Annotated in this window: 11 protein-coding genes; 6 read left to right on the forward strand and 5 right to left on the reverse strand. The window is 74.6% G+C overall.

What is annotated here, in order from left to right:
* A partial coding sequence (locus TR49_RS11355; RefSeq protein ID WP_042380414.1) for a tetratricopeptide repeat protein occupies positions 1 to 1,437 on the forward strand: 1,437 nt, incomplete at its 5' end.
* A gap of 59 nt (positions 1,438 to 1,496) precedes the next feature.
* Here TR49_RS11355 and TR49_RS11360 read toward each other — a convergent pair.
* Genes TR49_RS11360 through TR49_RS11370 form a run of 3 tightly spaced genes read right to left on the reverse strand, consistent with a single transcriptional unit; the run spans position 1,497 to position 6,143 of the window.
* On the reverse strand, positions 1,497 to 2,354 hold the full coding sequence (locus tag TR49_RS11360; RefSeq protein ID WP_042380416.1) for a universal stress protein: 858 nt from the start codon (positions 2,352 to 2,354) through the stop codon (positions 1,497 to 1,499).
* Between the two features lie 25 nt (positions 2,355 to 2,379).
* On the reverse strand, positions 2,380 to 5,130 hold the full coding sequence (locus TR49_RS11365; RefSeq protein ID WP_042380419.1) for a bifunctional acetate--CoA ligase family protein/GNAT family N-acetyltransferase: 2,751 nt from the start codon (positions 5,128 to 5,130) through the stop codon (positions 2,380 to 2,382).
* A 26-nt stretch (positions 5,131 to 5,156) separates the two neighbouring features.
* Positions 5,157 to 6,143: an Acg family FMN-binding oxidoreductase gene (locus TR49_RS11370; protein ID WP_042380421.1), complete on the reverse strand. Its 987-nt coding sequence runs from the start codon at positions 6,141 to 6,143 to the stop codon at positions 5,157 to 5,159.
* Positions 6,144 to 6,642: 499 nt separating this feature from the next.
* On the opposite strand from TR49_RS11370, the gene TR49_RS11375 reads away from it, so the two are divergent.
* Complete coding sequence (locus tag TR49_RS11375; RefSeq protein WP_052434203.1) at positions 6,643 to 7,185, forward strand: Rv1733c family protein; 543 nt, start codon at positions 6,643 to 6,645, stop codon at positions 7,183 to 7,185.
* A gap of 43 nt (positions 7,186 to 7,228) precedes the next feature.
* Here the strand turns inward: TR49_RS11375 and TR49_RS11380 are convergent, their stop codons facing one another.
* The gene (locus tag TR49_RS11380; protein WP_042380424.1) at positions 7,229 to 7,963 is read right to left on the reverse strand and encodes a response regulator; all 735 of its coding nucleotides are present in this window, start codon (positions 7,961 to 7,963) and stop codon (positions 7,229 to 7,231) included.
* 148 nt (positions 7,964 to 8,111) lie between these two features.
* A complete protein-coding gene (locus TR49_RS11385) occupies positions 8,112 to 8,984 on the reverse strand; it encodes a universal stress protein (RefSeq protein ID WP_042380426.1) in 873 nt (290 codons plus the stop codon).
* Between the two features lie 265 nt (positions 8,985 to 9,249).
* On the opposite strand from TR49_RS11385, the gene TR49_RS11390 reads away from it, so the two are divergent.
* The 4 genes from TR49_RS11390 to TR49_RS11405 all read left to right on the forward strand — a co-directional run bounded on the left by TR49_RS11390 (position 9,250) and on the right by TR49_RS11405 (position 13,431).
* Positions 9,250 to 11,001: a sensor histidine kinase gene (locus tag TR49_RS11390; protein WP_236653325.1), complete on the forward strand. Its 1,752-nt coding sequence runs from the start codon at positions 9,250 to 9,252 to the stop codon at positions 10,999 to 11,001.
* A 107-nt stretch (positions 11,002 to 11,108) separates the two neighbouring features.
* Positions 11,109 to 11,582, forward strand: coding sequence for a hypothetical protein (locus TR49_RS11395; protein WP_201776176.1), 474 nt, complete (start codon positions 11,109 to 11,111; stop codon positions 11,580 to 11,582).
* Positions 11,583 to 11,797: 215 nt separating this feature from the next.
* Entirely contained in the window at positions 11,798 to 12,652 is an 855-nt protein-coding gene (locus TR49_RS39870) for a universal stress protein (protein ID WP_052434204.1), read from the forward strand.
* 38 nt (positions 12,653 to 12,690) lie between these two features.
* Positions 12,691 to 13,431: a helix-turn-helix domain-containing protein gene (locus TR49_RS11405; protein ID WP_042380429.1), complete on the forward strand. Its 741-nt coding sequence runs from the start codon at positions 12,691 to 12,693 to the stop codon at positions 13,429 to 13,431.
* The last annotated feature ends 8 nt before the right edge of the window (positions 13,432 to 13,439 follow it).

Here is a 13,439-nt window from a genome sequence, read left to right on the forward strand (position 1 = left end):
TGGCGGGCGGAGCGGAAGGTCGTGCAGGCGGCACACCTGGTCAGGCTCGCCCGCCGTTGGACGCCCTCGGAGCTCGAACGCGCGCGGCTGGTCGGCTCCGACCCGCGGATCGCCGCCGCGCTGAGGGCGGCCGACCGGTTCGGCGTCAGTGAGGTCCTCGCCGCCGGGCCGGAGCTCCTGGAGACGTGGGGTGATGCCTGGGCGCCGAAGGCCAATCCCCGTGGCGCCGCGCTGGTCGCCGCCGCGCTCGACTGTCGGCGAGCGGGCCTGGTGGATCCGGTGCCGCAGGAATGGCTGCGCGTTCTCCATCGCCGGTACCTCGAGGCGCGCGGCGGCGGCGATCTCCAGCCCGAGCCATTCGACGAGGCGCTCGCCTGGGCCTGCAAGGCCGTGCACGCGAGCAGCAGCCTGCTGGTGGGCAACTACTCGCAGGGTTACGCGGCCTTCGACTACCTGCTCGACAGCCCGGAGCTCGAACCCGTCCCCGATCACCTGCGGGAAGGCCTGCTGCCGCTCATCACCCCGGTGCAGGCGTACGACGTCGGGCTCGGAGCCTACCGGGACAGCAAGTACGCGATCGCCCGCCGGGCCCTGGCCGCCGCACGCGACGCCACCGTCCCGGGGGCCGACTTCGCGCTGGCCGTCGTCACGGGGGACAGCGGGCACCCGGCGCAGGCCGTGCGGGCACTCTCACGCATCGCAGAACAGCGCACCCGGACCCTCGGCCCGGACCATCCGGACAGCCTGGCCGCACGACACCAACGCGCCTACTTCACCGGGATCCAGGGCCGGGTGGAGAAGGCTGCGGAGCAATTCCGCTCGCTTGCTGCCGACTGCGCGCGGACGCTCGGCCCCGACCACTCCGACACGTTGGCAGCGCGACACCAACTGGCCTACTTCACAGGGGAATCAGGCCATCCGGAGATCGCCGTCCGGCAGCTGGAACAACTGGTCGCCGATCGTCGGCGGATCTCGGGCCTCGCCGACCCCCAGACCATCGCGGCCAGGCGGAGCCTCGCCTGGTACCTCGGGCAGAGCGGCCGATCCGAGAGGGCCTTGGCTGACCTGACGAGCCTGCGCCACGACGCCGAACTCGCCCTCGGCGCCGAGGATGCGCACACCCTCGCCATCCGCGTGGCGATCGCCCAGATCCTCCTTGAAAGGGGCGAGGCGAGGCGCGCCGCCGCACTGCTGTCCGTTCTGGTCTCAGCCCGCAGCCGGGTGCTGGGCGCTGATCACCCTCACACGCTCTTCGTGCGTCTGCAGCACGCTCTCGCTCTCGCCAAGGCCGGTGACCGGGCGGAGGCCCTGGTCATGTTGCAGTGCCTGTGCTCGGACGCCGCACGATGCCTGGACGTCGGTCATCCACATGCGAAGGCCGTCCGGGAGGCGCTGGACCGTGTCCGATCCGGCGGTGGCCCGGCTCGACGACGGTGACGTCAGGTCGTCGCTGTCTGCTCCCGGTTCACCGCAGCAGTCGGTCCGCCGAGGGCAGGTCAGGCGTGCGGGATGATCGCGACGGGGCAGCGGCCGTAGTGGAGGGCCGCGTGGACGGTGGGGCCGAGGGCGGGGGCGGCGGTGTGGCGACGGCGGCCGAGGACGAGGAGGCCGGCATGGTCGGTCTCGTCGACCAGGATGTGGGCCGCGCTGCCGGTCTGGACGTCGAAGGAGAGCCGGACGTGCGGGTGCTTCTCGGCGAGGGGGCGGATCGTCTCGCGTAGCCGTTCCTCGGCATCCCTGCGGACGGCCGTCCGCTCTGCCTCGCCGGGCGGGATCAGACCGGTGGTCCACCAGCGGGCCGGCTGCTGCGCGTGCACCACGCGCAAGGACGCGCTGCGGCGCTCGGCCTCGGTGAGGGCGAAGTCGAGGACCGGGGTCCTCTCCCCCTCGCCGAGGCGCAGGCCGAGGACGATGTCGTGGCCTGGGGGTTCCGGGTCCTCGTCGCCGCGGACAAGGACCACGGGGTGTTCGGCGCGGGCGGCCACGGCCAGGGACGTGGACCCGAGCAGCAGGCCGGCGAAGCCGCCGGTGCCGCGTGAGCCGAGGACGAGCGTGCTCCCGGGCTCGGCCGCGCGCAGGAGCTGTGTGGGCGCGTCGCCGGGCAGCAGGACGTGGCCGATCTGCAGGCCGAGATGGCGCTCGCGCATGTCCTGGACCGTGCGGGTGAGCAACTCCACTGCTTCGGACTTGAGTTGGAGATAGGCCTCGGGCGCGGGCACATCGTCGCGGTGCGGCCAGTGGGCGTGGGCCAGCCGCACCGGGGCACCGGTGAGCGTCGCCTCCGTCGCGGCCCACTCGGCGGCGGCCAGGCTGGGCTCGGAGCCGTCGAAGCCGACGACGAGCGGGAGTGCCATGGGTTCTGTCCCTTCCGCAGGAGACTCAGGCCGGTTGGCCGGGGGCGTCGGGGAGGCGGCGCAGGCGGCGCAGGTAGGGGTCGGGGGTGCGGCACGGGGCCAGCCGGACGCGGGCGTCGACGCAGACCACGCTGTCCGGGCCGCAGATCAGCGGGTTGAGGTCGGCCTCGGCCAGCTGCGGGACGTCGGCGGCCATCCGGTCGAGGCGGGCCAGCAGGTCCTCGATCCGGGCCAGGTCGACGGGCGGTCTGCCGCGGTAGCCGAAGAGGAGCGGCGTCGTGCGCAGGGAGGCGAGCATCGCGCCGATGTCGGCGTCGGTGAGCGGGGCCAGCCGCGCGGCGCGGTCGTCGAGCAGGTCGGCGGTGGTGCCGCCGGCGCCGAAGACGACGAGCGGGCCGAAGACCGGGTCCTGGACGACACCCGCGAGCAGCTCGGTCCCCGCCGCCCGACGCGCCTGGACGAGCACGCCGTCCATCCGCTCGCCGAAGCGGGCAGTGAAGTCCCGGTAGACCGAGCGGACCTGGTCGGGATCCGCCCCGGTGGCGCGGACCGCGCCGAGCTCGCTCTTGTGGATCTGACCGGGCCAGTGGGCTTTGAGCACCACCTCGCCGCGCTCGCCCGTCCGGGCCAGCACGGAGGCGGCCCGGACGACTGCGTCCTCGTCCTCGCACCAGAGCGCGGCCGCCAGCGGCAGGCCGTAGCAGCCCAGCAGCCCGGCCACGAGCGCGGGTTCGAGCCAGCCGCCGTCCGGGTGCCGTTCGAGGTAGCGCTCGACGAGCGCGGCGGCGTCGGCCGGGCGGCAGCCGGGCGTGGCGCGCACGGACGTGACCGGCTGCGCCAGCCAGCGCGCCCGGTCCAGGGCCCGCGCGAGGGCGCGGGCGGCGGACTGGGCGTCCGCGTAGGCGGGGATCCGCTCGCCGTCCGCGCAGCGCAGGAAGCGGACCGGTTCGCGCTGGTCCAGCAGCACCGCCGCGACGGGGCGAGGCCGCCGCCCGGGACCGGCGAGCAGCGGGGCCAGCGCCTCCTCGGTGGTCTGCGCCGTGCCCAGTGTCGTGGGCGCCAGGCAGAGCAGCACGGCGTCGACGGCGTCGTTCGCGGCCAGCGCGTCCACGGCCGCGACCAGGGACTCGGTGGACGCCGCGGCGGTGGTGTCGACCGGGTTGGCCGGGGACGCACCCGCAGGCAGCAGCTCGGCCAGGCGCGCGGCCAGCGGCGCGGGCAGCCCGAGAACGCTGAGGCCGTGGTCGGCGCAGGCGTCGGCCGCGAGGACACCGATGCCGCCCGCGTTGGAGACGACGGCGACGGCGCCGGTGGTGCCCGGCAGCGGCTGGGCGTCCAACAGTGCTGCGGTCTCGACGAGTTCGGCGATCGAGTGGGTCGCGGTGATCCCCGCCTGGGTGAACAGCGCCTGCCGGGTGACGGTCGGGGTGGCCGCGGCGGCCGTGTGCGAGGCGGCGCCGCGGCGACCGGCGACGGACCGGCCCGCGTCCACGGTCAGGACCGGGATGCGCCGGGCCACGCGGCGCGCGGTGCGGGAGAAGGCGCGCGGGTTGCCGAAGGACTCCAGGTGCAGCAGGGCGAGGCGGGTGCGGCCGTCCCGCTCCCACCACTGCAGCAGGTCGTTGCCGCTGACGTCGTACTTGTCGCCGAGGGAGACGAAGTCGGAGACGCCGATGCCGAGGGCGTCGAGCTGCTCCAGCAGGGCGATCCCCACGCCACCGGACTGGACGGCGACGCCCGCGCCACCGGGCTTCGGGTCGGCCCGGCCGAACTCGGCGTCGAGGCTGGTGGACGGATCGGTGACGGCCAGGCCCAGGCAGTTCGGGCCGACCAGGCGCATGCTGTGGCGGCGGCAGGCGTCCAGCAACCCGGCGGACTGAGCCCGCGTCAGGCCGGAGGCGAGCACCACCAGCGCCCGCACGCCACGCCGCCCGCACCCCTCGGCGACGGCGGTGACCTGCGTCGCGGGCACGGCCAGGACAGCAAGGTCGGGCACGCCGGGGAGCGCGTCGAGTGAAGGGAAGCACGCCAGGCCGTCGATCTGCGCGGCGTGCGGGTTCACCGGCCAGAACGCACCGGTGAACGCGCCGTGGCGGATCTTCAGCAGCAGGCTGTGCCCCACGGTCCCGGGTCGCCGCGAGGCGCCGACGAGCGCGACGGAGCGCGGCCGCAGCAGCGGTCGCAGGCTGGCGATGTCAGCCCGGCTGCCGCGTGCCTCCACGGCGTCCAGGTACGGCGTGGAGGCCTCGTCGAGGACGGCCTCGATCCGGACCTCGCCCTCGGCCCAGCGGCGTTTCACGGCCAGGCCGAGGTCGGAGAAGACCCGCTGCATCGCCTGGTTGTCGCCGAGGGTTTCGGCGACCAGGGCCTGGATGCCTTCGGCTCGTGCGGCGTGCACGAGGTGCTCGATGAGCAGTGTGGCCACGCCCCGGTGGTGCCAGTCGTCGGCGACGGCGGCGGCCATCTCGGCCCGGATCGGGGTCTCGGCCTCCGCCTCGTACTCGACGACGCCGAGCAACTGCCCGCCGTCCGGTGCGAACGCGCCCAGCGCGACGAAGCCGGGACGGGGTGGCGCACAGAGCCGGTCGGCGGTGAGCTCCGGCGCTCGGCGGCTGATGCCGAAGAACCGCAGCCGCTGGTTCTCCGGTGACATCCGGTGCGCGTGCAGCTCCAGGACCGCGTCGTGGTCGCCGGGGCGCAGCGGGCGGATGGTGACGACGGTGCCGTCAGCAAGCAACGCGTCGGCCTGGCGGGGCGGTTCGTGCGAGGTGACCATGGGTGGTGTCGCCTTGTCCGTCAGGTTCAGGCGAGGGCGGCGGTCGCGGCCCGGCGTGGGGTGGGCGCACCTTCGGGGCCGTAGCCGAGACGGATCAGGATCTGCACGTGCTCCGGCCCGCTGCGCGGGTCGCGCAGCATCCAGCGCAGGTCGGGCCACTCGACGGCCTGGTGCAGCAGCGAGGCCCGCACCTGGTCGCGGGTGGCCAGCAGCAGCACGTGCTGCAGGGCGAGCCCGGCGCGCAGCCAGTCGGCGGGCCGGTCGTGGTCGGTGGCGAGCACGGCCAGCTGCGGGTGCCGTTCGAAGGGCTGGGCCGGCTGGGAGGAGGGCGGGTGCAGTGCGGAGAAGTCCCGCATCGGGAGGTGCCCTTCGGCGTCATGGGGACCGAGTGCCTCCGGAGGGATGCCGAGGTCCGAGTCCGCCGGGGAGCGGATCCAGCGCCGGCTCTCCTCGCGGCGCTCCTGGTCCGCGATCGTGCGGGCCTCGGCCTCGTAGGTCAGGGCGAGCAGCCGGTGCGTCTCGTCCGGGTCCGGCAGGTGCAGCCTGGCGCCCTCGACCAGGGCGGCGTCGAGGAGCTCCGCCCACAGCGGACCCGGCAGCGGCCTGGGCGAGAAGGGGCTGCGGCTGGTGTGCCGCCGCCAGATCTGGTCGTAGAGGCCGTCCACCGCCGTGGCGGCAGCGGAGGTCGGGGACGGCCTCCGTCCGGCCAGCCGGACGGAAGCGAGGAGCAGCGGCTCGTGCGGGTCCGGGAGCAGCCGCAGCACCGGCTCCCAGCCGTGGTGGGCGACGGCCAGCCGAAGGTTGAACGCGGCGGCGCCGACGGAGAGGTGCAGCCCGCGCGCGTCCGGGTCCTCCGCCCGCAGTTCGCGGTCGAGCGCCGCGCGGATCTCGAGGGTGTGCGTCTCCGGACGCAGCCGGAAGCGCCACGGCTGGGTGTTGTGCATCGACGGCGCGGCCACGGCAGCGGAGACGAGGTCCTCCAGGACGGTGGCGTCCAGGGTCGCGGGAGTCATGGCGGCCTCCTTCGGCATGGCGCGGCAGGGAACGGCACCGCGTGGCACCGCCTGGCGCCGCGCGGCGATGCATGGCACTGCCTGGCACTGCGTGGTGCCACGAGGCGATGCGTGGCACCACCTGGCGCGCCGATCTCGCTTGCTGGTTCGAGCCTGCCGGGCCGCCGCACGACCGGAGCAGGGCCGCACGGTGCCCTGCAGCGCGCCGATAGGCCCTGGTCGCGTTCCGTCCGACCCACGCCGAGGGCCGGGTTGCGCCCCGCAGGAGGCGCGGCCAGAGGGTCGACGGGAGGGGCGGGCGCTCGATGGGGACGTTCGGCACCCCCGAAGGGCCCGCCCGGTCCTGCCCCGCTCAAGCGCCTGGGGAGAGGCTTGGACGAGTGGGCGAAGTCCGCCACTCCGAACGACGCCGCACGCACCGAAGGAGGGCAGTCCGATGGCCGCGCCGGCAGCCGATCCCCGTCCGTCCGCCCCGGGGCCGAGACGTTCGCGTCTCGCCATGGCGCGCGCCCGTCGCCGTAGCCCGCTGCGGCGGCGCAGCGACCGGTGGCGTTCCGCGCTGGTGCAGGTCCAGGCGCTGGGACTCGTCGCGGTCGCGGTGCTGTGCGTCCTGCTCGGGCTGTCCTTCTACCAGCAGGGCCGCGCCGACGCCCTGCGCACAGCGCAGAGCCTGCATCCGGTGCAGGCCCGCGTCGCCGACCGGCCGTACCCGTCCGGCGTGGGCGGCGATCTGGCCCAGGTGAGCTGGACCGCACCGGACGGTTCCACGCGCCAGGGCGTCGCCGGCGTGCCGGCCGCCGACCACGTGGGGGACCAGGTGCAGATCTGGCTGGACGGCAGCGGCAACGTGGCCGTCGGCCCCACCTCGACGGCGAACGTCGTCGGCACCGCTGTGATCTCGGCTCTTCTCGTGATGGCCGGGGCCGACGCGGTGCTCATCTCCGCCGGAGCGGTGGCCCGCTCGCGGCTCAACCGCATGGACCAGGAGGCGTGGGCGAAGGAGTGGCTGGTCTACGAGCCGCTGTGGTCCCGGCGCGGCTGAACGGCCGGAGTGTGGACCGGATCCCTGCTCGGTGCCTGCTGTCTCAGTCCCGGCTGTCCGGCCGTGCGGTGCCGCCGACGCTCGCGGCGGACGCCGCTGCGTGCTCGGCCGCCTGGGAGGCGATGACCGCCGCCTGGACCCGGCGTTCGACGCCGAGTTTGGCGAGCATCCGGGAGATGTGGTTCTTGACGGTCTTCTCGGCCAGGTAGAGGCGTTGGCCGATTTCGCGGTTGGTCAGTCCCTCGCCGATGAGGGCGAGGATGTCGCGTTCCCGGTCCGTCAGCCCGGCCAGCGCGTCCGGCTGTTGCGGCGGCTGGGCGGACTGGCCGCGCAGGCGGGCCATGAGGCGGGTGGCCGCGCCGGGGTCGAGCATGGACTGGCCGCGGCCGACGGTGCGGACGGCGGAGACGAGGTCGGTACCGCTGATCTGCTTGAGGACGTAGCCGGAGGCCCCGGCCATGATGGCGTCCAGCAGGGCGTCCTCGTCGTCGAACGAGGTGAGCATCAGGCAGGCGAGTTCGGGCAGTTGGGAACGCAGCTCGCGGCAGACGGTGATGCCGTCGCCGTCGGGCAGGCGCACGTCCAGCACGGCGACGTCGGGGCGCAGCGCTGGGACGCGGGCCAGGGCCTGGGCGCAGGTCCCGGCCTCGCCGACGACCTCCAGGCCGGGTTCGGCGTCGAGCATGTCGTGCACGCCCCGGCGGACGACTTCGTGGTCGTCCAGCAGGAAGACCCGGATCGTGCGGGCGGCGGGAGCGCCGGAGCTTTCGCCCGTCATCCCTCTCCTCCTGTTCGCCGCTTCTCGTCGGTCGAGCCTCGGTCCCGCCTTGGCGGGCATGGCGGATCGACAGGATGATCCCGCGCCGGCCGGGTCTCCCGGTAGGGCCGAACGGCCCCTCGCGGCCCCCGACCGCCGAAGCAGGGTGTCAGCGCGGGATCACCGCGACGGGCGCCTTGGCCAGGTGCAGGACGCGGTGCGGGACGCGGCCGATCGGCTGACTGAAGCGGTGGGTGTGCTTGCGGTGCGCGCCGACGACCACCAGGGAGGCGTCGGTGGAGGCGTTCACGATGACCTCCTCGGCCGGACCGAGCTCCACGCGGAGGTCGACCGCGACGTTCGGGTGCGCGGTCCGCGCCGGGGCCAGCAGCTGTGCGAGCTCGTCCGTCTCCTCGGCCTCACGCCGGGCCTGTTCCTGGGGCGGGACAGCCATATATCCGGGGAATGCCTGCGGATACATCCACGAGCGGACCACCCGCAGCGGGACGCTGCGCCGTTCGGCTTCCGCGAAGGCGAACTCGACCGGTTCGGGCTCGCCCGGGGCCACACCGACCACGACCGGACCGCGCTCGGCGGGGGCGCCCTCGGTCGGTACCAGGACGGTGGGCACGGTCGTGTGCGCGATCACGCCACCGCTGACCGATCCGAGTAGGACGCTCAGGAAGGTGTTGTGCCCCTGGCGGCCGGTGACCAGCAGACTCGCGCCGGACGACGACATCCGCAGCAGGCCCTCGACGGCGCCCTCCTCGATCAGCTCCGGCTCGACCTGGAGACCCGGATGGCGTGTGCGCGCCTCCTCGGCGGCGTTCTCGAGGAAGGTCTGCGCGGCCTTGCGCGCCTCGTCGACCATCTCCTGGTTGTAGGCCTCGGGCAGGCGGTAGGCCTGCATGCTCCACGCGTGGCCGATGCGCAGCGCCGCACCGCGCAGCCGGGCCTCCTCGGCCGCCCACTCCAGCGCCACACGGGAGTTCTCGGAGGAGTCGAGGCCGACCACGACGGCCTCGGTCGGCGAACTGTTCATCACTGCCTCCTGCTGGGGGACACTCCTGCTCGGGGGACGGCCGGGCCCTCGGGAGGCGGCCGGGCCGCCGGGCCTCGCCGGCGCGGATGCTCATGCTGCTGCTTCCAGGCTGACACCGCGCGGGCCGACTGGCCAAAGGGCTGACCGGCCCCCGGTTCCGGGCCGCCGGGCCCGGAACCGGAACTGGTGCGTCCGTCGCGCGGGCTGGGTACGGTGACCTTGACCGGGAAGCCCGGTCGACGCGCCATCGGGGGTGGAGGAACGGGTGTCCGAGGAACCCTCGCCGGAGACGGACACGGGAGACCTGCGCCTTCCTGACCTCCGCCTGGACCAGCTGCTCGAGGAGTTGCAGTCCCGGCTCGACCTCGCCCGCGGCACCCGGGACCGGGTGCACGCGCTGCTGGAGGCGGTCCTGACCGTCGGTCGCGAGCTCGACCTCGACCAGGCGCTGCAGCAGATCGTCGAGACCGCCGCCACGCTCGTGGACGCCCGCTACGCGGCCCTCGGCGTCATCGGCGAGAACGAGCTGCTGGCCAAGTTCCTCACCACGGGCATGACACCCGAGCAGGTCAAGGCCATCGGGCCGTTCCCGACCGGCCACGGCATCCTGGGCGAGCTGATCCGGCACCCTGAGCCGCTGCGCCTGCAGGACATCGCCGAACACGCCGCCTCCGTCGGGTTTCCGGCCAAGCACCCGCCCATGCACAGCTTTCTGGGCGTGCCGATCCGGGTCCGCGGCGAGGTGTTCGGGAACCTCTACCTGACCGAGAAGCGTGGCGGCAGCCAGTTCGACGCCGAGGACGAGTCGGTGCTGCAGACGCTCGCCGTCGCCGCCGGGGTCGCCATCGACAACGCCCGTCTCTACCGCGACGCACGGCTGCGCGAACGATGGCTGGTGGCCAGCGGCGAGATCACCAGCCGGCTGCTGTCCGGCGCCGCCGAGCAGGACGTCCTCGCCGAGCTGGTCCAGGCGTCCCTGGAGATCCTCGAGGCGGACCTGGGCGTCATCGCGCTGACCCTGCCGACCGCCGGAGGCACGGGACTGGCGGTGCAGCTGGCGGAGGGCCTGGACGCCGAGCTGCACCGCGGCCTGCTGCTGCCGCTCGAGGGCACCTTCATGGGCGCCGCCTTCACCGCTGCCAAGCCCGTCACCAGCGCCGACATCGCCCACGACCCGAGGGTCACGGCCGGGCCGCCGCGCTGGCAGGGGCTGGGCGCGGCCGTCGCCGTGCCGCTGGGCCGTGGCCCCGCGGGGCCACGCGGCGTGCTGATGCTCGCGCGCCGGACCGGTCTCTACCGGTTCACCTCGGCCGACGTGGCGCCGCTGAAGGCCTTCGCCGACCAGGCCGCGCTGGCCCTGGAGCTGGCCGCCCGGCGCAGCGACGCCGAACAGCTCGCGCTGCTGGAGGACCACGACCGGATCGCCCGGGACCTGCACGACCTCGCCATCCAGCGGATCTTCGCGACCGGGATGACCCTGCAGAGCGCGCAGCGGTTCATCGACCACCCGCAGGCCGCCGAACGGGTCGGCCGGGCGGTGGACGACCTCGACGAGACCGTGAAGATCATCCGCACCTCGATCTTCGGGCTCCGGTCGCACGCGTCCGCGCAGGAGTCCGCCGGACTGCGGGCCCGGCTCGTCGAGACCGTCTCGCGTTTCGTGCCCATCCTCGGCTTCACGCCCTCGCTGCGGCTGGAGGGGCTGCTCGACACCGACGTCCCGCCCGACCTGGCCGACGACGTGCTCGCGGTGCTGGAGGAGGCGCTGAGCAACGTGTCGCGGCACGCCTCCGCCAAGGCCGTCGACGTCTTCGCCCGGGTCATCGGCGGCACGGCCCCCGAGGTGGTGCTGACCGTCGCCGACAACGGCGTCGGCCTGCCCGAGGGCGGCCGTCGCAGCGGCCTCGCCAACCTCGAGGAGCGCGCTGCCAAGCACGACGGTGCGCTGCGCCTTGACCCGAACGCCGGGGGCGGGACCCGCCTGACCTGGCAGGCACCGCTGCGGCTGGAGGGCTGAGCCCCCGGACGCCCCTCGTCCGATACCCGTCCGACAGCCGTGAACCGATCCGCTCCCGGGTGCGTAGGTCAGCACAAACCCGGGCAGTGGAGGTGTTGAGGATGGCCATGACGGACACGACGGTGAGCGGAGCCGGACTGCGTCGCAGCGGCCGCGTCGCAGAGGCCGGGGTGCTGTGGTTCCTCGCCCTGGTCACCGCGGCGGCCCTGGCGGTGGACGCCTTCGTGCACGCGGACCTCGCACCCGGCTACGACGGCGTGACGGCCGACGTGAGCCAGGGCGACCTGTTCCGCATCGAGGCGGCCGCGGCGGCGCTGGCCGCGCTGGTGGTCCTGGTGTGGCACCGCAGACCGGCCGCGTGGGCGTTCGCCTTCCTGGTCGCCGCCGGGGGCGTCTTCGCCGTGATGCTGTACCGGTACGTCGACGTCGGCTCGCTGGGGCCGCTGCCCAACATGTACGAGCCGATCTGGTACCCGGAGAAGACCGCGTCCGTCATCGCCGAGGCGGTGGGCGCCGGCACCGCCCTCCTCGGCCTGGTCCTGGCCTGGCGCTTCCGACACCGTCGAGTCGCCGCCGCCTGAGCGCGCGCATCGAGGGACCCGTCCCTGACGGGTCCCTCGATGCGCGCGAGGGCCGTTCGGACCCGCAGGAGGGGACCGAGCGGCCCAGTGCTCCGCCGGAGCGACGGCACGGCGGAGCACCCTGAGGGGACCGGTCGGCCCTGTCCGCCGCTGCGGCGGGAGCGAACGCTGGGAGGTGAGCCATCCCCGCCGCGCCGCACGGAAGGAAGAGGGCCATGACTCCTCCGCTGATCGTCGGAGTCGACGGTTCCGACGCGAGCCTCGCCGCCGCCCAGTGGGCCGGACGCGAAGCCGCCGCCACCGGACGCCACCTGCGGCTGGTGCACGTCCGCCCGGACGGTCTGTGGATCCTCGCGGGCGACGAACGCGCCGAGGAGGCCGAACTCCAGACCCTCCAAGCGATGAACGGCCTCGCCGCCGAGCTGCGCCTGGCTCACCCCGGGCTACGGGTCGACGTCGAGCCCGTCACCGGCCCCGTGGACCTGATGCTGCTGCGCAGTGCCGACGACGGCGGCACGCTCGTCCTCGGGACCCGGGGGAGCGGGGGTTTCCAGGGGCTGCTGCTCGGCTCCGTCGCCCAGGCGGTGGCCGCCCGGTCGCAGAGCCCCGTCGTCCTCGTGCCGCGCCGCGCGGCCGCCGTGGGGCCCGGTTACCGGATCGTCGTCGGTGTCGATCCCGGCGGCGACTGCCGCCCGGTGCTCGACTTCGCGTTGCGCCGCGCCGAGGAGCACGGGGTCGTGGTGCGCGCGGTGCACGTCTGGCAGCCGCCGCTGCTGTGGGGTGCGGGCCCCGTGCAGCCGGGCGAGGCCGAGCGGCGCGAGCTGGAGCGGCACCACGCCGACGCCCTGCACGACGCGGTGACGGCCGCGCAGCACCGCTGTCCCGCGGCGGAGGCCACGGCCGCCGAGCTGACCGGCGACCCGGCCGCCGTCCTGGTCGAGGAGGCCGAGAAGGCCTCGCTGCTGGTCGTCGGGCGCCGTCGGCACCGGCCGGTCTCGGCGCTCGGACCGGTCCTGCACGCCGTCCTCCACCACGCCTCCTGCCCCGTCACCGTCGTCCCGCACTGGTGACCTCGGAACCGGCCGAAGCCGAAGAGGGAGTAGCGATCATGTTCGCAGCATGGGCATCCGCAGGACCGGCCGACGCCTCGCGGCAGCCCGCGGAGCGCCGCCACGCAGGCGACCTGGGGCGTCGGGTCAGCCACCGGCGGCAGGAACTCGGCCTCAGCGTCGCCGAGGTGGCCCGGCGGGCCGGGATGACGCCGGGCTTCGTCGACTGGATCGAGACCCGTCCGGCCGAGATCGGCCCCGGCGAGCTCGCGCGCATCGCCGCCGCGCTCGACACGACCCGCAGGGAGCTGCTCGGCGCCGACCACGACGCGGCGCCCGGCCGGGCCGGACCCGACCGCCGCGCCGTCTCCGTCGCTCTCACGGAGGACGAGTGCCGCAGTCGGCTCGGCCGCCGCGGCATCGGCAGGATCGCGTTCGACCCGGGCGAGAAGGCGGGCGGTGAGCTCGTCGTGCGCCCCGTCAACTACGAGGTCGTGGACGGTGTCGTGCTCTTCCGCACCGAGGAGGCCGGGGCCCTGTCGGGCGTCGTCGGACGGCCGGTCGTGCTCGAGGTCGATCGTCTGGACGACGTCCTCGCCCTCGGCTGGAGCCTGCTGGTCACCGGCCTGGCCGAGGCCGACCCCCGGGAGGAGGACCGCGTCGGAGCCGACGAGGAGGGTCCGCTGCCCTGGGCGGCAGGTCCGCGCGATCTCCTGGTGCGGATCCGCCCGGACCGGATCACCGGGCGCGAACTCCGCCCCGCCACGGACAGCGCGGCGCCGACCGAAGACAGCCAGTGAGAACGGAG

This window comes from Streptacidiphilus melanogenes, from assembly GCF_000787835.1.
Classification (GTDB): Bacteria; Actinomycetota; Actinomycetes; order Streptomycetales; family Streptomycetaceae; genus Streptacidiphilus; species Streptacidiphilus melanogenes.